This window comes from Vibrio sp. Vf1514 (genome assembly GCF_052076135.1).
Taxonomy (GTDB): Bacteria; Pseudomonadota; Gammaproteobacteria; order Enterobacterales; family Vibrionaceae; genus Vibrio; species Vibrio furnissii.
The window spans coordinates 2975285-2996231 of record NZ_CP197267.1 but is presented as its reverse complement, the minus strand read 5'-3'; the positions used below and the strand labels follow the sequence as shown (position 1 = coordinate 2996231).

The 20947-nt window shown below is 55.5% G+C and carries 19 protein-coding genes; 8 read left to right on the top strand and 11 right to left on the bottom strand.

Annotated features, from left to right (window positions below; all coding sequences use genetic code 11):
• Position 1 precedes the first annotated feature (1 nt).
• The 4 genes from cysQ to ACS18Q_RS13880 all read right to left on the bottom strand — a co-directional run bounded on the left by cysQ (position 2) and on the right by ACS18Q_RS13880 (position 2936).
• Positions 2-829 (bottom strand): 3'(2'),5'-bisphosphate nucleotidase CysQ, encoded by an 828-nt coding sequence (cysQ, locus tag ACS18Q_RS13895; RefSeq protein WP_004728460.1) that lies wholly within the window; start codon positions 827-829, stop codon positions 2-4.
• A gap of 23 nt (positions 830-852) precedes the next feature.
• The gene (gene nudE / locus ACS18Q_RS13890; RefSeq protein ID WP_004728462.1) at positions 853-1401 is read right to left on the bottom strand and encodes an ADP compounds hydrolase NudE; all 549 of its coding nucleotides are present in this window, start codon (positions 1399-1401) and stop codon (positions 853-855) included.
• A gap of 145 nt (positions 1402-1546) precedes the next feature.
• Positions 1547-2134: a Fe-S biogenesis protein NfuA gene (nfuA, locus tag ACS18Q_RS13885; RefSeq protein ID WP_038152592.1), complete on the bottom strand. Its 588-nt coding sequence runs from the start codon at positions 2132-2134 to the stop codon at positions 1547-1549.
• 100 nt (positions 2135-2234) lie between these two features.
• A complete protein-coding gene (locus tag ACS18Q_RS13880; RefSeq protein WP_238773826.1) occupies positions 2235-2936 on the bottom strand; it encodes a phosphoribosyltransferase family protein in 702 nt (233 codons plus the stop codon).
• An 86-nt stretch (positions 2937-3022) separates the two neighbouring features.
• Here ACS18Q_RS13880 and bioH point away from each other — a divergent pair, with 86 nt between their 5' ends.
• Together bioH and ACS18Q_RS13870 are read left to right on the top strand one after the other, a co-directional pair.
• Complete coding sequence (bioH, locus tag ACS18Q_RS13875) at positions 3023-3793, top strand: pimeloyl-ACP methyl ester esterase BioH (protein WP_441257650.1); 771 nt, start codon at positions 3023-3025, stop codon at positions 3791-3793.
• A gap of 128 nt (positions 3794-3921) precedes the next feature.
• Complete coding sequence (locus tag ACS18Q_RS13870; protein ID WP_004728470.1) at positions 3922-4392, top strand: hypothetical protein; 471 nt, start codon at positions 3922-3924, stop codon at positions 4390-4392.
• Between the two features lie 82 nt (positions 4393-4474).
• Here ACS18Q_RS13870 and ACS18Q_RS13865 read toward each other — a convergent pair whose 3' ends face one another.
• Both ACS18Q_RS13865 and ACS18Q_RS13860 read right to left on the bottom strand, forming a co-directional pair.
• Complete coding sequence (locus ACS18Q_RS13865; protein ID WP_441257170.1) at positions 4475-6784, bottom strand: Tex family protein; 2310 nt, start codon at positions 6782-6784, stop codon at positions 4475-4477.
• Positions 6785-6839: 55 nt separating this feature from the next.
• Entirely contained in the window at positions 6840-7502 is a 663-nt protein-coding gene (locus ACS18Q_RS13860; protein ID WP_417870758.1) for a hypothetical protein, read from the bottom strand.
• Positions 7503-7632: 130 nt separating this feature from the next.
• Between ACS18Q_RS13860 and greB the strand changes: the two genes are divergently transcribed.
• Together greB and ACS18Q_RS13850 are read left to right on the top strand one after the other, a co-directional pair.
• Positions 7633-8118: a transcription elongation factor GreB gene (gene greB / locus ACS18Q_RS13855; RefSeq protein WP_004728475.1), complete on the top strand. Its 486-nt coding sequence runs from the start codon at positions 7633-7635 to the stop codon at positions 8116-8118.
• Between the two features lie 134 nt (positions 8119-8252).
• A complete protein-coding gene (locus ACS18Q_RS13850) occupies positions 8253-9251 on the top strand; it encodes a substrate-binding domain-containing protein (protein ID WP_004728476.1) in 999 nt (332 codons plus the stop codon).
• Positions 9252-9259: 8 nt separating this feature from the next.
• On the opposite strand, the gene edd is transcribed toward ACS18Q_RS13850, so the two are convergent.
• Positions 9260-11065 (bottom strand): phosphogluconate dehydratase, encoded by a 1806-nt coding sequence (edd, locus tag ACS18Q_RS13845; protein ID WP_441257169.1) that lies wholly within the window; start codon positions 11063-11065, stop codon positions 9260-9262.
• Positions 11062-11583: a gluconokinase gene (locus tag ACS18Q_RS13840; protein ID WP_055465858.1), complete on the bottom strand. Its 522-nt coding sequence runs from the start codon at positions 11581-11583 to the stop codon at positions 11062-11064. The genes edd and ACS18Q_RS13840 overlap by 4 nt, the downstream gene beginning before the upstream one ends.
• Before the next feature lie 159 nt (positions 11584-11742).
• Here ACS18Q_RS13840 and ACS18Q_RS13835 point away from each other — a divergent pair, with 159 nt between their 5' ends.
• From ACS18Q_RS13835 to envZ, 4 genes are all read left to right on the top strand, one after another.
• The gene (locus ACS18Q_RS13835) at positions 11743-13122 is read left to right on the top strand and encodes a GntP family permease (RefSeq protein ID WP_441257168.1); all 1380 of its coding nucleotides are present in this window, start codon (positions 11743-11745) and stop codon (positions 13120-13122) included.
• 12 nt (positions 13123-13134) lie between these two features.
• Positions 13135-13740 carry a bifunctional 4-hydroxy-2-oxoglutarate aldolase/2-dehydro-3-deoxy-phosphogluconate aldolase gene (locus ACS18Q_RS13830; RefSeq protein ID WP_004728480.1) on the top strand — a complete coding sequence of 202 codons (606 nt, stop codon included), beginning with the start codon at positions 13135-13137 and terminating at the stop codon, positions 13738-13740.
• 268 nt (positions 13741-14008) lie between these two features.
• Positions 14009-14731: an osmolarity response regulator transcription factor OmpR gene (gene ompR / locus ACS18Q_RS13825; RefSeq protein WP_014204292.1), complete on the top strand. Its 723-nt coding sequence runs from the start codon at positions 14009-14011 to the stop codon at positions 14729-14731.
• 73 nt (positions 14732-14804) lie between these two features.
• Positions 14805-16112: a two-component system sensor histidine kinase EnvZ gene (envZ, locus tag ACS18Q_RS13820; protein ID WP_004728482.1), complete on the top strand. Its 1308-nt coding sequence runs from the start codon at positions 14805-14807 to the stop codon at positions 16110-16112.
• 221 nt (positions 16113-16333) lie between these two features.
• On the opposite strand, the gene ACS18Q_RS13815 is transcribed toward envZ, so the two are convergent.
• From ACS18Q_RS13815 to trmH, 3 genes are all read right to left on the bottom strand, one after another.
• Positions 16334-17725: a uracil-xanthine permease family protein gene (locus tag ACS18Q_RS13815; protein WP_004728483.1), complete on the bottom strand. Its 1392-nt coding sequence runs from the start codon at positions 17723-17725 to the stop codon at positions 16334-16336.
• Positions 17726-18008: 283 nt separating this feature from the next.
• The gene (recG, locus tag ACS18Q_RS13810) at positions 18009-20087 is read right to left on the bottom strand and encodes an ATP-dependent DNA helicase RecG (protein WP_038152632.1); all 2079 of its coding nucleotides are present in this window, start codon (positions 20085-20087) and stop codon (positions 18009-18011) included.
• A gap of 145 nt (positions 20088-20232) precedes the next feature.
• Complete coding sequence (gene trmH / locus ACS18Q_RS13805; protein ID WP_004728485.1) at positions 20233-20919, bottom strand: tRNA (guanosine(18)-2'-O)-methyltransferase TrmH; 687 nt, start codon at positions 20917-20919, stop codon at positions 20233-20235.
• Positions 20920-20947: the final 28 nt, after the last annotated feature.

The window sequence follows — 20947 nt, the reverse complement described above, 5'->3', positions numbered from 1 at the left end:
GTTAATCTTTCACCTTGAGAATCTGATCCCACGGCAAGTTGGCATCGCCCAGCACAATAAAGTTCGGATTTTCCAGCGTATCCCGCTCATTGTAGGACAACGGTTCTAACTGCGTGCTGAGAATGCGCCCGCCCGCTTCTTCGACGATGCATTGTGTCGCAGCGGTGTCCCATTCGCCCGTTGGCCCCAGGCGCAAGTAGCAGTCCACGGCGCCTTCAGCGACCAGACATGCTTTGAGCGCTGCCGAGCCGAGTGGCACCAACTCATAGTTCCACTGGCTGCTTAAACGACTGGTGATGCGGTTGATGTCCTGACGGCGGCTGATGGCAATTGCAATCGACTGCCCCGGCAGCTCATGCGTGTGGGTTTCAATACGCAGGCTTTCCGACATGTCCGGAATCTTCCACGCCCCTTTGCCGCTATACGCGTAGTACGTGACGCCAGAGACCGGGCCGTACACCACGCCCATCACCGGACGGTTATTCTCAACCAACGCGATAATGGTGGCGAAATCGCCGCTACGGGCAATGAATTCTTGTGTGCCATCGAGCGGGTCCACCAACCAGTAGCGTTGCCACGTTTCACGCGTGGTGAGGCTGATGTTGGCGGCTTCTTCCGACAGCACTGGAATATCCGGTGTCAGTTCACTCAGGCGTTCGACCACCAGTTTGTGCGCCGCTAAATCGGCGCTGGTGACGGGGGTTTCGTCGCTTTTGGTGAACGCTTCGTAGGATTTTTTCTCGTAAATCTCGAGGATCAATTGCCCAGCAGAACGCGCGATGCTAATCACATCGGGCAATAAATGAGACAGATCTTTGGCGGTAGGCATACTCTTTCCTTTAGCGCTGCGGGTCAGGATTGCAAGTGGCGCAGCGCGAGCAATAGTGCAGTGATGCTGCGAGCTTCGCTAAAATCTAAGTGAGTCAGCAACTCTTCGGCTTGAGCGAGGGGCCAGCGCACGAGTTCCAGCGGCTCTGGCTCATCGCCTTCCAATTGTTCTGAGTATAGATCCTGAGCGATGAAGAGGGTCATGCGGCTGGAAAAATACGATGGCGCCAACACCACATCTTTCAGCGGTGTCAGCGAGTGCGCGCCAAACCCGATCTCTTCTTTGAGTTCGCGCACAGCGGCTTCTTGCGCCGATTCGCCCGGGTCAATCAGCCCTTTGGGAAACCCCAGTTCATAGTTTTCAGTGCCTGCGGCGTATTCGCGCACCAGCAGGAGATCGCCGTTCTCGGTGATGGGCACCATCATCACGGCGTTGCGGCCACTGGGCTTCATGCGTTCGTAGGTACGTTGCTCACCATTCGAAAAACGGAGGTCGAGCGCCTCGATGGCAAATAGTCTCGATTTGGCAACCGTATTACGGGCCAAAATCTCCGGTAATGATTTAGATGGCATACGTTAACTCCTTCGCATTCAAATGTTTTCCTACTATATGAGAAAAACGGATGAGTGAACATATTACTCTTTATCTGCAACCCTGCGTACAGGCGCAGAAAATAAAAAAAGCTGATGCACGCATCAGCTTTTTTCGGTTGGGGACTCAGTAGTAAGAGTGCTCGCCCCGATCGTGTTCGGTAGAATCGCGCACCGCGGTCAGCTCACCTTCGAACTGCGCCAGCAGTTCTTTCTCAATGCCTTCTTTGAGCGTGACGTCGACCATCGAACAGCCGTTACAACCGCCGCCGAACTGAACCAGTGCTACGCCGTCGTCTGAGATTTCTAGCAGTTGGACGTGACCACCGTGGCCTGCAAGCTGTGGGTTCACTTGAGTTTGAATCGCGTATTCCACGCGCTCCATCAGTGGCGCATCGTCAGCCACTTTACGCATTTTGGCGTTCGGGGCTTTCAGCGTCAGTTGTGAGCCCATTTTATCTGTCACGAAGTCGATCACGGCTTCTTCCAAAAATGGCAGGCTCAGCTCATCCACATACGCAGAAAAATCGCTGTATGTGATTTCTGTATCGGTAGCTTCCACAGCCTCAGGCGGGCAGTACGACACGCCACATTCCGCATTTTGAGTGCCCGGGTTAACCACGAACACACGAATGTTAGTACCGTCTGGTTGCTGAGCAAGCAGCTTAGCAAAGTGAGACTGGGCAGATTCTGTAATAGTAATAGGATTTGACACGACGAATACCTGAGTAAAATTGTAGGCTATTTAGTCACCATTCTACTCCTGTCGAGCCGAGGATCCAGCCCTTTTTTGTGCACAGGGTGTTGTGCTCGGGCTAGTCGCTTGGTTCAGGAGTACGGCAGATACAGTAAATATCGAGGCTTTTGACGCCCACTTCAAGTAGTAAATTGCATAATTGCCGTACGGTGCTGCCAGTGGTGACGACATCGTCGACAATCGCTACGTGTTGCTGGCACGGCTCGTGGTTTAACACAAAGGCACGGTTGAGGTTGCGTCGCCGCTGCACTTTGTCCAAGCCGTGTTGTGGCACCGTGGCGTGCGGGCGAGAAAACAGCTGCGGGTCATACTCGCTGCCCAAATGCTGGGCGAGCTGACGTGCCAACACATCACTTTGATTGAAGCCGCGCCGCAGTTGGCGACGCCAATGCAACGGTACGCACGTGATCAGCGGCGCAGGCGTGGTGATTCTGGGCGCGAGTAATGCAGCCAGGGGCCGCGCTTGCCAAAACTGGCGCTGATACTTGAGCTGATGCACGCTGTGGCTGAGAGGAAAGCGGTAATCGCCTACACAGACCAGCTGATGCCACGGCGGCGGCGTGCTCAGGCACTGGCCGCACTGCGCGGTGGCACTTTCACAAGGCAGGCCGCAGCGAGCGCAGCGCGGTGTGGGGGCATACCACGCCAGACATGCCGCACACAGCCTGGGTTTGGTCGGCGCGTGTAGCGCTAAGCCGCACAGTTGGCAGGCGGGCGCCAGCCAGGAAAACATGGTTTTTTGAAAGCGATTGGTTAACATAGCAGACCAAATTGACAAGGCGTGTCGCTATCATCGCGACAGGCCAAGGCACAGTGTGCATGGAATAAGTAGGAGAGCATGTGACGATGGCAGCGGCGTTGTATTGGCAGGTCACCGGCAGTGGCCCGGATCTGGTGTTGGTGCACGGTTGGGGCATGAACGGAGCGGTATGGCAACAAACGGCAGACGCGCTGGCCGCGCATTTTCGCGTGCATGTGGTCGATTTACCGGGCTACGGACACAGCGCCGAGCAACACGCCGACTCGCTCGACGCCATTGCGCAGCGCTTGTTGGAGCATGCGCCCAAGCAAGCGATTTGGGTGGGTTGGTCGCTCGGCGGGTTAGTGGCCACGCACATGGCGCTGTATCATCGCGAGTACGTGGCCAAATTGGTCACGGTGGCCTCGTCTCCGAAATTTGCCGCCGAACGCCCTTGGCGCGGTATTCAACCTCAAGTGCTGAGTGCGTTTACTGATCAGCTGGTGGACGATTTCCAAGCCACGATCGAACGCTTTATGGCGCTGCAAGCGATGGGCAGTCCCTCGGCACGTCAAGATGTGAAAACCCTCAAGCATGCGGTGTTATCGCGCCCGAGCCCGAATCCGCAGTCTCTGCTGGCGGGGTTGAACATGCTGGCCGAAGTCGACCTGCGTGACCAACTGCCGCATTTGTCGATGCCGCTGCTGCGTTTGTATGGCCGTTTGGATGGATTGGTGCCAGTCAAAGTGGCGCACGATCTGGCCCACGTGGTGCCGCACAGTCAGCAGTACATTTTTACCGAATCATCCCATGCGCCGTTTATGACCGAACTCGAAGCGTTTTGTCAGCAACTGGTGGCGTTTAGCAGAGAAATGTAAATTTTGGCGCAAAAGCGACGATGGCATTGAAATAACGCTAAACGTTTGCGGTGGTTGGTCGATAAATAAGCTAACCCAGACGCGTGAACGCGCCGACCGGGCCGGGCGATACTGAGGAGGTTTCGGCTATGATCGTGTCACCGACAAATGTCAGCGTGCCACTTATCGCCCCATCAGTTAACGTGCCGACAGAGCAGGCTGCGCGTGACAACCGAGTCCGTGAACCTGTGATGCCGACGGTAGAGCTGACCAAACCCAATGCTGAGCGTAAGGTCAAAGGCGATGACAAACGGCGCAAGCAGTCGTCTTGGGATCCGTCTGAACACCCCGGCTATGAGCTGGATCAGGAGGCCGAGACCACGGTACGCCCGTATGACGAGCCGAAAAGTGAGTTGGAGCGATTATTCGACCTGCTGGCTTTGTCGACCTACAGCAACGCGCAGGGCAAAGGTTATGCAATGCGGTTTCGGTTGCCGAAACGCGTGATTGATGCTGCGATAACTGAAGGCAAAATGGCCAAGCGGCGCACCGTGATCAAATTCCATTACGGCCATGCCGTGGCGCCCAATACGCCCTCAGAAGTGATTGCGGTCTTGTAGTCATCGCTTGCGATGAGACACGCACAAAAAAATCCCCAGCAGCGTACGCCGTTGGGGATTTTCTTTTTCAGCGCAATGGCGCTTATTTCTTCGCTTTGGCAAAGGCTGCCGCAAAGGCGCCACTCATGGCACCCCCGGTGTTGGCGGGTTCATCACGACGACGCGGTGCACGCTCTTGACGCGGCTGGCTGCTGCGTGCTGGGCGGCTTTCCTGACCCGGTTCATCGTTCAAACGCATAGACAGAGCGATGCGTTTGCGCTGCACGTCGACTTCCATCACTTTGACTTTCACGATGTCGCCCGCTTTGACCACGTCGCGAGGATCGGAAACAAAACGATCGGTCAGCGCAGAGATGTGCACCAAACCGTCCTGATGCACGCCGATGTCGACAAACGCGCCAAAGTTGGCGACGTTCGACACCACGCCTTCCAGCACCATGCCGATTTCGAGGTCCGACACTTCATTCACGCCTTCGGCGAAGGTCGCGGTTTTGAACTCAGGACGCGGGTCACGACCCGGCTTGTCGAGTTCCTTGATGATGTCGCTCACGGTCGGCACCCCAAAGTGTTCGTCAGTGTAATCGACCGCGCGCAGGTTGCGCAGAAACTCGCTGTTCCCAATCAGCGCTTGGATCGCTTTTTGGTTTTTCTCGGCGATGTTTTTCACCACAGGGTACGCTTCCGGGTGCACCGCAGAGGCATCGAGCGGGTTTTTACCACCCATGATGCGCAGGAAGCCGGCACACTGTTCAAACGCTTTGGGCCCCAAACGTGCGACTTTTTTCAGCGCGCTGCGTGAATCAAAGCGACCGTTCTCATCGCGGTAGTCGACGATGTTTTGTGCCAGCGTGCTCGACAGACCTGCGACACGCGTGAGCAGCGCCGGAGAGGCGGTGTTGACATCCACACCCACGGCGTTCACACAGTCTTCCACCACGGCATCGAGTCGTTTGGCGAGCATTGATTGGCTCACGTCATGTTGATATTGGCCCACACCGATGGATTTCGGATCGATTTTCACCAGCTCGGCCAATGGGTCTTGCAGGCGGCGGGCGATGGAGACTGCGCCGCGCAGCGACACATCCAGATAAGGGAATTCGTTGGCTGCCAACTCAGACGCCGAGTACACCGAGGCGCCCGCTTCACTCACGATGACTTTTTGCACGTTGAGGTTGCCACGCTTGATGAGGTCGGCGGTAAATGCGTCGGTTTCACGCGAGGCGGTGCCGTTTCCGATCGCAATCAGATCGACATGGTGTTGCTTCACCAGCGCCGCCACGCTCGCCATCGCGCGGTCATATTGATTGTGCGGTTGGTGCGGGTAGATGGTGTCGGTTGCCAGCACTTTACCCGTGGCATCCACCACAGCGACTTTACAGCCGGTGCGCAGGCCGGGGTCGAGGCCAAGGGTGGCACGCGGGCCTGCCGGCGCCGCCATCAGCAAATCTTTCAGGTTGGTGGCGAACACGTCGATGGCGTCGATTTCAGCCCGCTCTTTCATCGCGCCCATCAGTTCAGTTTCCATGTGCATCGACACTTTGATGCGCCATGACCAACTGATCACCTGTTTGCGCCAGGCATCGGCTGCCGCTTGGCTGAGGTGAATGCCGTAATGCTCGGCAATCAGGGTTTCACAGTAGGACTGACGTGCGGTCTCTTCCAATTCAGGATCGGCGTTGAGCGTTAGGGTCAGGAAGCCTTCATTGCGGCCGCGCAGCATCGCCAACGCGCGGTGCGACGGCACTTTGCTGATGGGTTCGTGGTGGTCGAAATAATCTTTGAATTTCTCGCCGTCCCGTTCTTTTCCTTCTACGACGCGCGAGACGATTTCAGCGTTGCGTGTCAGGTGCTGACGGATTTTTTCCAGCAGGTTCGCATCTTCAGCGATGCGTTCCATCACGATGGCGCGTGCGCCGTCGAGTGCGGCTTTGGTGTCGTCGATGCCTTTGTCGGCGGCGATGTAACGTGCCGCTTCGCGCTCTGGATCCGTTTCCGGCTGCGTCCACAGTTGATCGGCCAGCGGCTCTAGGCCTGCTTCAATCGCGATTTGACCTTTGGTGCGACGTTTGGGTTTGTACGGCAGATATAGATCTTCCAGACGGGTTTTGCTGTCGGCGTCTTGAATCGCTTGTTCCAGCTCAGGAGTCAGTTTGCCCTGATCCTGAATCGATTTCAGAATGGTTTGGCGGCGGTCGTCCATTTCGCGCAAATACGCGAGGCGGCTGTCCAGCGTCCGCAATTGAGTGTCGTCCAGACCGCCGGTGACCTCTTTACGGTAACGGGCAATAAACGGCACGGTGTTGCCGTCGTCAATCAGTTTGACGGCGGCGATGACTTGCTCTGAGCGAACGTTCAGCTCTTTGGCAATCGATTGACAGATAGCTAAGCTCATGGTTGATATCACTTTTTACAACAGAATCTCTGAAGTGGGGGCTCCAGAGTCTATTTTAAACGTCTATCAGCCTTGTCAGAGAAGATTGAATTTCGTCGGTCTGAGTTTGGCGACGCCAACAGTGGTAGTAGGCCGCGTAACTCATCCACGTATAGCCCAGCAGTTCGAGACCTTCCTGCAATGCGCTTTTGAATACAAAATTATACTCTTGGCCCATGATGTGTTCCCACAGCAGGCGTCCGCTTCCGAACACACGGCTAAAGACCAGCACCATCAGCAATCCGCCGATCATATACACATACTCTCTTTGCTTTGTAAAGGCAGCCATGGGCACCCACACGGAGTCACTGCAATAGAGCACGGTGTAGCCGATACTTGCCATCGCGACCAGCAGCGCCGGGATCAGCCAGAAGCCGTGGTAAACTACATCAAATAGTTGGTCGAGTTCGCGGATCAGCACACAGCTGAAGAAGCCGGCCGCCAGCAGATAAAAACCGCGCGCTTGTGGCGTGCGCTTGGCGGCAAGCGCGAACATCAGGGCCGCAAAGGCAATCAGCGCTTCTTGGGAAATTTCAGTGACCGAGATTTCACCGATGTCATTGTGCAGTAGGGTGAGATCAATATACAGCGCAAGCGGTGCAAGCAGCAGCATAGCAATCAAGACCAGCAGCTCTTTGCCGCTGGAGAGAATTTGGAGTTTTGCATCGTGAGTGGACATAATATTGAGACTCGCTAGTGATTCACAATCTTACTATGTTATTAAAACAGTGTTTTTTATGGCACTAAAACAACCTAAAATGATGTGATTTTAGGGTTAACTTGATGATTGATAGAGTATTTAGGTGTAAATGAAGACCAAACTGATCACCCGTGAAGGGTATGAGAAACTCAAAAAAGAGCACGACTATTTGTGGCATGAACGCCGTCCGGAAGTGACCAAAATTGTCACCTGGGCTGCCAGCCTTGGCGATCGTTCCGAGAATGCTGACTACACCTTTAACAAGCGCCTGTTGCGTCAAATCGACCGCCGAGTGCGTTTTCTGCGCAAGCTACTCCCAGAGCTGAAAATCGTCGATTATTCGCCGCAGCAGGAAGGCAAAGTGTTCTTTGGCGCTTGGGTTGAGATTGAAAACAGCGCGGGCGACGTGAAGCGATTTCGCATCGTTGGCCCCGAAGAAATCTATGGCGATGATGTGAAAGAGTATATCTCCATCGACTCGCCGATGGCGCGGGCGCTGCTGAAAAAAGAGGTCGATGACGAATTTGTGGTGCGCACACCTAGCGGCGAAAAAGAGTGGTTCATCAACCGCATCGAATACGAAAAAAATGCGTAAATGCGCATGCGATCGCTCAGTTGGCGCGCTTTTGTGAAAAGTTGGCGTAGTTTCAGTTACGGCCTTGTTTTATCATAGCCCGCCGACAGCGAAGTCGTGACAGGGCGGCTCCGGCCGCACCGATTAGGATAACTATGCAGCGAAAAACCAGACCGACATTACAAGACATTGCCGACCAAGTGGGCATCACCAAGATGACCGTTTCGCGCTATTTGCGCGATCCCAATTCTGTGGCCCAAAAGACCCAGGAAAAAATCGCGGCAGTGATTGAAGAGCTCGGCTACATTCAGAACCGCGTGCCGGCGATTCTGTCCAAATCATCCAGCCGCGCGATTGGCATCATTCTGCCCTCGCTCTCGAACCAAGTGTTTGCTCACTTGGTGCAGGGCATTGAAGCGGTGACCAAAGCGGCCGGTTACGACACGCTGATCGCGCACACCGGCTACAGTGCCAAAGAAGAAGAAGAGAAGATTGCGGCGCTGCTGTCGTATCGTGTGGATGGGTTGATTCTCACCGAAACCAATCATACGGATCGCACCTTGCAGATGCTCAACTCCGCAGGCATTCCGGTGGTGGAAACCATGGAAATCCCCGAGCGACCGATCGACATGGCGGTTGGGCTCGATCACGAGCAAACCTCGTACGAGGTAGTGCAGACTATGATTGCACGCGGCAAAACACACATCGTGTACTTAGGCGCGCGTCTCGATACGCGAACCCGTTTGCGGATGAAAGGTTATGAGCGCGCGATGTACGATGCGGGGCTCACCCCGCTGCAAGTCTCCACGGGTGAGCATTCGAGCTTTACGCTTGGGGGCGCACTGCTGGAAAAAGCCTTGCGAGACGAGCCGCAACTGGATGCCATTTTTTGTACCAACGATGACGTGGCGATTGGTGCCATGATGTACTGCGCGCACAAAGGCATTGCGGTGCCCGAGCAAATTGGCGTGGTGGGTTACAACGCGTTGGATATTGGTCAGGCGATCATTCCCAAACTGACCAGTGTGGAAACGCCGCGTTATGACATTGGGAAGAAGAGTGCAGAGCTGCTGCTGGCTGCACTCGCCGGTGACGTGGTCGAGCAGAAAGTGTTTGATCTCGGCTATCGCCTCACCGAAGGCGACAGCCTGTAATCCTGACTTTACTGCGCGTCGAACAAAAACGTCGCACCTTGATCCGCCGCCGTCACCAGATGGCGCGCTTGAGCAAACAACTCTCGGCCCCAACTGTGTTGCGTGGCTTCGCTATCGGGCAAGGTCGCGGTGCGGCCCGTCAAATCCGTTAAGCAGGTCAGTTGACCGTGGGTGGCATCGAGACGAAGACGATCGCCATCTTGTAGCAGGCCAATCGCACCGCCGCGCAAGGCTTCTGGAGAGACGTGAATCGCCGCTGGAATCTTACCCGATGCGCCTGATAAACGGCCGTCGGTGACCAGCGCCACGTGATAGCCCGCTTTTTGTACGTTGCCCAGAATGGGCATCAGTTTGTGCAGCTCTGGCATACCATTGGCTGCCGGGCCGCTGTAACGCACCACCACCACACAATCCTGATTGAGTTCGCCGCGATGATAAGCCGCTTCGACATCGTGCTGCGACTCGAACACTTTCGCTGGCGCTTCAATCACGTGATGCTGCGCTTTGACCGCCGAAATCTTGATCACGCTTTGTCCCAAGTTGCCTTGCAGCACTTTAATGCCGCCACTGGTTTGAAACGCTTCGCCTTGCGGCGCAATCACGCTCGGGTTGAGCGTGTCGTGGCATATATGCCACTGCAGTTGGCCATCTTGCAGTTGGGGACGTTGCAGTTGCTGTTCAAAACTGCCGATGGCAGGGGTCACATTCTGATGCAGCAGGCCGCGCTCATTGAGGCGCGTCATCAGCATTGGGACGCCGCCGGCGGCTTCAAACGCGTTGATGTCGGCGGTGCCGTTCGGATAAACGTTGACCAGCAACGGGACGACATCGGACAAGTCGCTGATGTCTTGCCACGTTAAAATCAGCCCCGCAGCGCGCGCCACCGCCACCATGTGAATGGTGTGGTTGGTGCTGCCCCCGGAAGCCAGCAAGGCGACCACGCCATTGACCAAGCTCTCTTCGGTCACCACGTCGCTGAGTGGACGATAGCCCGGCGTGCCCGGTGCTTGCGCAGCAATCGCTTGAGCGGCGTAATCGGTCAAGGCATGACGCAGCGCGCAGTGCGGTGGCACGAATGCTGAGCCCGGTAGCATCAAGCCCATGGCTTCAAACACCAATTGGTTGGTGTTGGCCGTGCCATAAAAGGTGCAGGTTCCCGGTGAGTGATATGAACTGCATTCCATGTCCAGCAGTGCGTCGCGTCCCACTTGACCCGCGGTGTATTTCTGGCGCACATCGACTTTTTCTTCGTTGCTGATCCCGGTAGCCATGGGGCCGGCGGGAATAAATGCGGTCGGCAAATGCGCATAGGCGAGGGCGCCCATCAGCTGCCCGGGGGCGATTTTGTCGCAGATGCCCAGCAGCAGCGTGCCATCAAACATATTGTGACTCAGCGACAGCGCCGTGGTTTGCGCAATCAAATCGCGTGAAAACAGCGACATGTCCATGCCCGGTTGACCTTGGGTCACGCCATCGCACATTGCGGGGACGCCGCCGGCCACTTGCGCGGTGTGACCGAGTGGTGCCAACGTGGCTTTGATTTGGTCTGGGTAGGTTTTGTACACCTGATGCGCGCTGAGCATGTCGTTGTATGCGGTGATAATCGCCAGATTGGAGCGTGTGAGATCCAAAATATGCGACTTTTCGTGACTACACGAGGCCGCGATGGCGTGTGCCAAGTTACCGCACGACAAGCTGGCTTTGCCCTTCCCGGCGGCAAGTTGCGCGGCGGTTTTGGCGAGAAACTGTTGGCGCAGCGGTGCGCTGCGTTGACGAATGCGCTCGGTGACCTGCGCGATGAGTGTTTGAGTCATGCCACGGCCTCCAACTGATTCAGGGCGGCGACGGCGCGTGTCACCACATCGTCAATGCTGCAATCGATGGGGATGATGAGCACATCGCGCTCGTCGGCGTTTGGGCGTTCCAGCGTGGCGAATTGGCTGTCGAGCATGTCGGTTTTCATGAAATGGCCCTGACGCGCTCGCATGCGTTCTAGAATCAGCGACTTATCGCCATCGAGAAACACAAACGTCACGTGCTGGTTGCCGTCACGAATTTGGTCGCGATAGCATTTTTTCAGCGCCGAGCAGACAATCACACCGCGCTCGCTTTTGTTTTCCAAACTGAAAGCGGCGTCGCGAATGCGTTCCAGCCAAGGCGCGCGGTCCGCGTCGTTGAGTGGTTCGCCGCGGCTCATTTTCTGAATGTTGGCGCGTGGATGTAGGTCATCACCATCGATAAATTTTGCGTTGAGGCGTTGGGCGATATTGGCACCAATGGTGCTTTTGCCAGAGCCACTTACACCCATAACGATAATGCTGCTACCCGTCATACAGACTCCTTAATCACGAGATCTGAGCGAGATCTCAATTTCGAAAATTGCTCTAAGAATTGACTTTATCTTATCGGTGTTATCGGTAACATGTTACCCGTAACTTAAAGATTTGTGACCCAATACACAAACATCCAATCCTTGATAAAGGTGAACAAAATGGAATCAATAGCACATAGCCCAGACCCTACCTATCTGTTGCTGATCGCTGCCTGTGCCATCACAGCGCTGCTTGTTTTAATCATGAAATTGAAGGTGCATGCCTTTGCCTCACTGACGTTGGTGAGCTTTGGTACCGCACTCGCCACGGGCATGCCCAGTGAGCAAGTTGTTCCGACCATGATGTCGGGATTTGGCGGCACGCTGGCCTCGGTGGCGCTGCTGGTTGGCCTTGGGGCCATGATTGGTAAAATTCTTGAAGTGACCGGCGGGGCGAAAGTGCTGGCGGATACTTTGATTGGCCGCTTTGGTGAACACCGTGCGCCGTTGGCACTCGGGGTGGCGTCCTTGATGTTCGGTTTCCCGATCTTCTTTGATGCCGGCTTGATTGTGATGATGCCGATCCTGTTTAGTGTCGCGAAACGCTTTGGCGGTTCACCGCTCAAATACGCGTTGCCAGCGGCGGGTGCGTTTGCGGTGATGCACGCGTTTGTACCGCCGCATCCGGGCCCGGTGGCCGCGTCGGATCTGCTTGGTGCGGACTTGGGTCTGCTGCTGATTGTCGGTATTTTGGTCGCGATTCCTACGTGGTATTTCGGTGCGTACCTGTTCGGTTTGTATGCTGGGAATAAATTCAACATTCCGCTCTCCAAAGCATTTTTGAACACTGAAGTGATGTTCAAAGACAAAACCGATTTGCCGAAGTTCTCGACCGTCCTGCTAATCTTGCTGCTGCCTGTGCTGCTGATTTTCATGGATACCGGCCTCAACACATTGACGGTGGCCGGCATCATTGATGGCCAGCAACCGGTGATTGAATTCTTGCGAATGCTGGGTAAAACCCCGATTGCGTTGCTGATCACCTTGTTGGTGTGTCTGAGCGTGTTTGCCGGCAAATACGGCATGGGTAAATTGGAAAAACTGTGTACTGACGCGTTGGCTCCGATTTGCGCCGTGATTCTGGTGACGGGTGCGGGTGGGATGTTTGGTGGCGTGTTGCGCTCAAGCGGCATTGGCCAAGCACTGGCGGATGTGTTGGCCGACACCGGTATGCCTGTGATTTTGGCCGCGTTCGTGATTTCAACCTGCTTGCGCGTGGCGCAAGGTTCGGCAACCGTGGCGCTGACAACAACTGCCGCACTGATGGCGCCGATTGTGTCACAGACCGTCGGTCTGACTGAACTGGACCTGTGCTTTATCGTGATTGCGATTGCCGGTGGTGCGACGGTGTTGTCACACTTCAACGATTCGGGTTTCTGGCTGGTGTCTCGCCTGCTGGAAATGGATGAGAAGACCACACTGAAAACTTGGACAGTGATGGAAACGCTGCTGGGCACAATTGCCTTTGCGATTGTCGCACTGCTTAGCTTTATTTTATAAGGTGGACTGAGAATGACGCTTGAACAACGACTGCAACACATCAAAATTGTCCCGGTCATTGCGATCAATGATGCGGCGCACGCGGTGCCGCTGGCGAAAGTGCTGGTGGAAAACGGCTTGCCGTGTGCCGAAGTCACGTTTCGTACCGACGCAGCGCAGGAATCGATTCGCTTGATGCGCGACGCCTACCCAGAGCTGTTGATTGGTGCGGGCACCGTACTGACCACGCAGCAAGTGGATCAAGCGATCAGCGCGGGGGCTGATTTCATCGTCAGCCCGGGGTTGAACCCCACCACGGTGAAATACTGTCAGCAACGGGGCATTGCGATTGTTCCGGGCGTGAACAACCCAAGCTTGGTGGAGCAAGCCATGGAACTGGGTCTGCGCACGGTGAAGTTCTTCCCAGCAGAGCCGTCGGGCGGTGTGGCGATGCTCAAAGCGCTGTGCGCCGTGTACCCCGTGCAGTTTATGCCAACGGGCGGCGTAAATCCGCGCAATGTGGCTGAGTATTTGTCGATTCCGGCCGTGGTTGCCTGTGGCGGAACGTGGATGGTGCCCACCGACTTGATGGACCGCGGCGACTGGGACGCGATCGCGCGTTTAGTCCGTGACCTGTAAGCCAGTGTGCTCATGAATGAGAAAGTCAGCCCATGTGGCTGGCTTTTTGTTTTGTGCGGTATGAAACGAGTTGTTCCCCTGCGATGGACTATGATAAAAGCAAATTGGTGCATCGCGAGCGCGGCAAGCCGCATCACGCAAGCTGCCATGCGGCGTAAGCGGAAATAAACATTAACAATTCTTTGAATCTTACTGCGCATAACAGTGTTACATTTTACTCGCCCCCGTCTTTTCGGGGGCAGTCACTTAATTAGTGGGATCAGGACACATGCAAGAAAACTACAAAATTTTAGTCGTCGACGATGACGCGCGTTTGCGTGCATTGCTGGAGCGTTATTTATCTGAACAAGGCTTTCAGGTGCGCAGCGTCGCAAACAGTGAGCAGATGGACCGCCTGTTAACCCGTGAAACGTTTCACCTGATGGTACTGGATTTGATGCTACCGGGTGAAGATGGTCTGTCGATTTGTCGTCGTCTACGCAATGCCAACAACGCCATTCCGATTCTGATGTTGACCGCTAAAGGCGATGAAATTGATCGTATCGTCGGCCTAGAAGTGGGCGCCGATGACTACCTGCCAAAACCGTTTAACCCACGTGAACTGCTGGCACGCATTAAAGCGGTGCTGCGCCGTCAGGTGATTGAAGCCCCGGGTGCGCCAAGCGCAGATGATACCGTGGTCGAGTTTGGTGAATTCCGCTTAAACCTTGGCACGCGTGAAATGTTCCGCGGCGAAGAGGCGATGCCGCTGACGTCGGGTGAATTTGCTGTGCTCAAAGCTCTGGTGACCAACGCGCGCGAGCCGTTGTCGCGTGACAAACTGATGAACATGGCACGTGGCCGCGAATACTCCGCGATGGAACGCTCGATTGACGTGCAAATTTCCCGCCTGCGCCGCATGCTGGAAGTGGATCCAAGCAAACCGCGTTACATTCAGACCGTGTGGGGTCTGGGATACGTGTTTGTTCCCGATGGCAAAGCCGCCAGCTAATCTGACGCCCCTTGCAGCACCAGTGTCGCCCTGATATTGGTGCTGAATTTTCCCTTGCCCCAAAAGGTGTCGCATGCGTATTCGCAGCTCATTTACTCAAACCATTCTGTTGTTTTTCACCCTGCTGATCGCCAGCCAAGCGTACTCCTATTACGCGTTGTTTAATTACGCGCTGATGCCGAGTTTGCAGCAGTTCAACAAAATCCTCAGCCATGAAATCAGCCTGATGCTCGATGATTCCCTGACCCCAGCGGATGACAGCTTGGCGATGGATGTCCCGATGCGTCGCCGCGTGTTGGAGCAGCTTGGCGTGAGTATTTTTAACGAAAACAGCCCACTGGCGGATGGCTTTAACCATTCGGTCAGCATCGATTTGATGAGTGAGGAGATGTCGCAAGAACTCGGTTCGCCGACGGAAGTGCGCATGGGCGTTGGGCCAGACAGTTACGTGCTGTGGATGAAGATCGATCTGCTGCCGGGGCAAGTGCTGCGCATTCCGCTGTCGGAGTTGCAGGAAGAGGACTTTGCGCCGCTGTTTCGCAATAGCATTGTGATGGCGGTGTTGATTCTGGTTGGCGGTTGGTTATTTATTCGTTTACAGAACCGGCCGTTGATCGCGCTGGAAAAAGCGGCTAAAGCGGTGGGGCGCGGGGAAATTCCGCCGCCACTGCCAGAAAAAGGAGCCAGTGAAATTCGCTCGGTCACTCGGGCGTTTAATCAGATGTCTAAGGGCATTCAAGCGCTGGAGGCCGACCGCGCGCTGTTGATGGCGGGCATCAGTCATGATTTGCGCACGCCGCTGACCCGCATTCGCCTCGCGACCGAAATGATGTCCCCGGAAGAGAGCTACCTTGCCGAAGGCATTATCAGCGATACTGAAGAGTGCAACGAGATCATCAGCCAGTTCATGGACTACCTCAAACCGGTCAATAAACAGAGCTTTGAACAAGTCGACCTCAATGAAATTGCCAACGATGTGGCGACTTCGGAAGGCGGCTACGAAGTGCAAGTCGACGTGAGTTTGCACCCTGAATTTGTGCCAGCCTTTGGTAACCCCATCGCCATCAAGCGGGCGGTGAGCAACTTGGTTGTGAACGCGCTACGTTACGGCAATGGCTGGGTCAAAGTGAGTACCGGCCTGACCGTGGATAAAAAAATGGCGTGGGTGTGTGTGGAAGACAATGGCCCGGGCATCGAGCCGTCGCAGGTCAACAAGCTGTTTGAACCGTTTACTCGGGGCGATACCGCCCGCGGTAGTGAAGGCACGGGATTGGGGCTGGCCATTGTGAAGCGCATCATCAGCCAACATCACGGCTCGGTGGCGGTGAACAATCGCAGCGAGGGTGGTTTGAAAGCACAAATCAGTTTCCCGACACGCTGATACGGATACGTCGATACGGATTGCGTGGATACGAATGATGTGGATACGAATGATGTTGATACGAACGAAGATGATGCGTTCCTAATGTGCCAAAGTACGGCCACCCGACGCGGGTTGGCCATCATGGGCGTTGGGCTATCACGTAAGCATCACCCACAAAAAAGCTCGCCATCTGGCGAGCTTTTTTCGTCTCAATCGTTTATGCAGTGCATGCACATCACTTACGCTTCTTTTACGTCGTCTTGCGCGTCTTCACGCGTGACATGCGTTTCTGGCAGCAGCAGGTTGAGCAGAATCGCGGTGATCCCACCGGCAGCGACACCTGAAGAGAAAATGCTCTTAATGAAGTCGGGCATAAATTGCAGGATTTCTGGTTTTTGCGCGATGCCCAGACCCATCGAGAACGACAGCGCCATGATCAGAATGGCGCGGCGGTCGAGGTCGACGCGAGAAATGATGCGCACACCCGCCGCAGCGATGGTACCGAACATCACGATGGTTGCGCCGCCCAGCACTGGTTCTGGAATCAGCTGAACAAAGCTCGCCACACCCGGGAACAGGCCCAGCAGGACCAACATGCCGGAAATGAAGTAACCGACGTAACGGCTGGCGACACCGGTCAGCATGATCACGCCGTTGTTCTGGCTGAAGGTGGAGTTCGGGAAGCTGTTGAACACCGCTGCCAGCGCGGAGTTGATGCCGTCTGCCAGCACGCCGCCTTTGATGCGCTTCATGTAGACCGGACCTTTCACTGGCTCACCCGACACTTCAGACGTCGCGGTGATATCGCCGATGGCTTCCAGTGCTGTGATAAGGAAAATCAGCACCAGCGGAATGAACAGTGACCAGTCAAAGCCGAGGCCGTATTGCATCGGAATCGGCAGGGCAATCATCTCGGTGGCGCCCAGTTGGCTGGTGTCGACCATGCCCATCAGGTACGCCATGATGTAACCGACCAGCATGGCAATCACAATGGATGCCACACGCACGTAAGGGTTGCGTGAACGGTTGAGTAGCACGATCAGCCCCAACACGGTGCCAGCCAGTGCCAGTTTATCCAGACTCCCGAAGGTGCCGTCGCCCAGCGCCGCATAGCCGCCACCCATCGACACCAAGCCCACTTGCACCAGCGTCAAGCCAATCAGCGTCACCACAATGCCAGAGACCAGCGGGGTGATGATGCGCTGGGCAAATTCCAGCACGCGCGAGAGCAGAATTTCGGCGAAAGACGCCACAAGGATGGTGCCAAAAATCGCCGCCATCATGGTGGCGATGTCTGCGCCACCGGCTTTCAGTGCCAAACCTGCGCCAATGATGGGGCCAAGGAAGTTAAAGCTGGTGCCTTGAATCGACAGCAAACCGGAGCCAATTGGACCGATGGTGCGAATTTGAATGAATGAAGACAGACCGGAGGCAAACAGCGACATGCTGATGATGGTATTGGTCTGATCGGCCGGCACACCCAGTGACTGACAGATGATCAGGGATGGGGTGATCACGGCAACAAACATCGCCAGCAGGTGCTGCAAAGCGGCAAAAAACGTTTGTGGCAGTGGCGGACGGTCATTGAGCTGGTAAACCAGATCGGACTTACGCGTGTTTTGGGTTGTCATGGCAGTTTCCTAATGTGTCATGTCACTTCGTATGCGCTGAGTGGGCATTGGAAGCGGAACGCGGACGTTATCTGTGATTGCTGTTAATCAGGTCCGGCTCAGGATGTGGGGATTCTTCCCAAGGTAAACGTTTGCGTTTACTCAAATTTGGCGGCGATTATAGAGGTTTTACTCAAGAAAGCAAACGTTTGCCAGAAGGTTGAAGCCCGTGATTGATCGGCATCAATTGGCAAGGCGTGAGGACGCCGCTTGAGGAAAAGCGGCGAAGGCGATCTCGCGCGTTTTAGGCTTTGGCGTACACGTCGCGTTCACCCAACCAGCGATCGATGATTGCGACCGCATTGTCGGGGTATTGTTCGTGAATGTGGCGGGCGATGCGTTGCACTTCCGGGATCAGGCGTTGGTCTCGCACCAGATCGGCGATTTTGAAATCGGCCAAACCGGTCTGCTTGGTGCCCAGCAGTTCGCCGGGGCCGCGAATTTCTAAATCGCGCTGCGCAATCACGAAGCCATCGTTGCTCTCGCGCAGGACGCCGAGGCGTTTTTGCGCTGTTTTTGACAGCGGCGCATGGTAGAGCAGGACACAATGGCTGGCCACCGAGCCGCGACCCACACGGCCACGCAACTGGTGCAACTGCGCCAGTCCCAAACGTTCTGGGTTTTCGATGATCATCAGGCTAGCGTTGGGCACATCCACCCCGACTTCAATCACCGTGGTGGCAACCAATAAATGCAGCTGGTTGTCTTTAAATGCTTGCATCACGGCCTGCTTTTCGGCCGGTTTCATGCGCCCGTGCACCAAACCAATGTTGAGGTCTGGCAGTTTTCGTTGCAGCTCTTCGGCGGTGTCTGCCGCCGCTTGCGCTTCGAGCACTTCGGACTCATCAATCAGGGTGCAGACCCAATACGCTTGCTTGCCTTCAGTCAGGCACGCATGGCGCACGCGTTCAATGATGTCGGCGCGCTTGGTGTCGGGAATGGCCACGGTTTGAATCGGTGTTCGGCCGGGAGGTAATTCGTCGATGATGGAAGTTTCCAAATCGGCATAGGCGGTCATGGCCAAGGTGCGCGGAATCGGCGTGGCAGTCATGATCAGTTGATGCGGGTACGCGCCTTGTTTGGCACCTTTTTCACGCAGTTCTAAACGTTGGTGAACCCCAAAGCGGTGCTGCTCATCGATGATGACCAGCGACAGGTGATCAAACACCACATGCTCTTGAAACAGCGCATGCGTCCCGACCACCATTTTGACTTCGCCACTGGCGATGCGCGCCAGTTCCGCTTCTTTGGCTTTGCCTTTGAGTTTCCCCGCCAGCCAGCCAACGGGAATGCCCATGCGCTCAAACCAGTTGGCAAAGTTGAGGGCGTGCTGCTCAGCCAAGAGTTCAGTTGGCGCCATCAGCGCAACCTGATAGCCGTGTTCGAGTGCGCGCACGGCCGCCAGTGCTGCCACCAAGGTTTTACCTGAACCCACATCGCCTTGCACCAGTCGCATCATCGGGTGGGGCTTGGCGAGGTCGGCTTCGATTTCACGCACCACGCGTGCTTGCGCTTGGGTGGGCGAGAAGGGCAGTTGTGCCAGCAGTTGTTGTTTGAGCTGATGGGTCTCCGGCAGCGGCAGCGCGACGTCTTGCTGACCTTTGCTGCGCACCGCGAGCATCGATAAGTTTTGCGCCAGCAGCTCTTCCATGATCAGGCGAATCTGCGCCGGATGACGGCCTTCGTCAAACAGGCTTAAGTCAATGTCTGCCGGTGGGCGGTGAATGGTGTGCAGCGCTTGAGCGAGGGTGATTTGGTGGTCATACAGCCCAGAGGGCAGTAACTCTTGTACTGCGGCTTTGTCGAGCAGCGCCAACGCTTGATCGGTGAGGTTACGCAGCGTGAGCTGGCGCAGGCCATCGGTGGTTGGGTAAACCGGGGTCAAGTTGGGTTCGACATCGGGGTTTTGCGCCGGCGCGAAAAACTTGTAATCCGGGTGAATGATTTCCAGCCCACCATTACCACGCTTAATTTCGCCGTAAGCGTGTACTAACTTACCGTCGGCGAAGTTGTTCTTCATGCCCGCGGTGAAGTTGAAAAAACGCAGCGTGAGCGTGCCGTTGCCATCGCTGATTTTGACCGTCAGCATTTTACGACGACCAAAGGTGGTGTCGACCGCCATCACTTTGCCTTGCACCGCGGCCCACAGCCCCGGATGCAGTTTGATGATGGGGTAGACGCGCGTGCGATCTTCATAGCGCAGCGGCAAGTGAAACAGCAAATCTTGAACGCTGTTCAAGCCAATTTTTTCCAGCTTTTCGGCCACCTTGGCACCGACGCCGGACAGGGAGCTTAATGGAATTGCTGAAAGAAGTTGCGACATAAATTCAACCACATAACCAATGGACGGAGTCACGTGTGACCCCTCAAATCCCGATGTAAACTCGGCGTGACGATTCAAACATCAAATTGCTATTCAAACACTGAGCTGTCTATTTGTACAGGGGTAAATCGGCACGAAAGGCCAATTACGCGCTCTGCATCGCTTTCCACCATGCTTCGTCGGCCACGATCTGACCTGCGTCATCCAATGATGGGTAGGCAAGCTTTTTACGTTTGGCGACTTTCGCCAGCACTGGATGGCCGCGTTCAAACAGAATGCGGTTGATGGTGTCTGCGGGCAGTGGACTTTCGTCTCGCTCATACATGCCCGCTTGCTGACGTTGGCGCTGCGCTTCATACAAGATCAACGCGCTGGCCACCGACACATTGAGCGATTGCACCATGCCGACCATGGGAATCACGATGTCTTGGTCGGCCAGTGCCAAGGCTTGCTTGGAGATGCCGACTTTTTCACTGCCCACGATGATCGCCGTGGGTTGGGTGTAGTCGATGTCCCGAAAGTCGACCGCGTCGTCTGATAGGTTGGTCACCAGCACTTGCATGCCTTGCGCTTTCAGGGTTTTGATCGCGTCCAGCGTGCTGTTGTGTGTTTCCACTTCCACCCAGTTGCGCGCGCCCGCTGAGGTGTGCGTGAGGGTGCGCATTTGCTCGTTTGGCCACACGGCGTGAATCTTGTGCAGGCCGACGGCATCAGCGGTGCGAATCACGGCGGAGACATTGTTGGGTTTGTGCACTTCTTCCAGACACACGGTTAAGTCGGTTTGACGGGCTTTCAGGACTTCCTGAATTCGGGCGTAACGATCTAAATTCATGGTGAGGACTCTTGGGGGACCCACATGC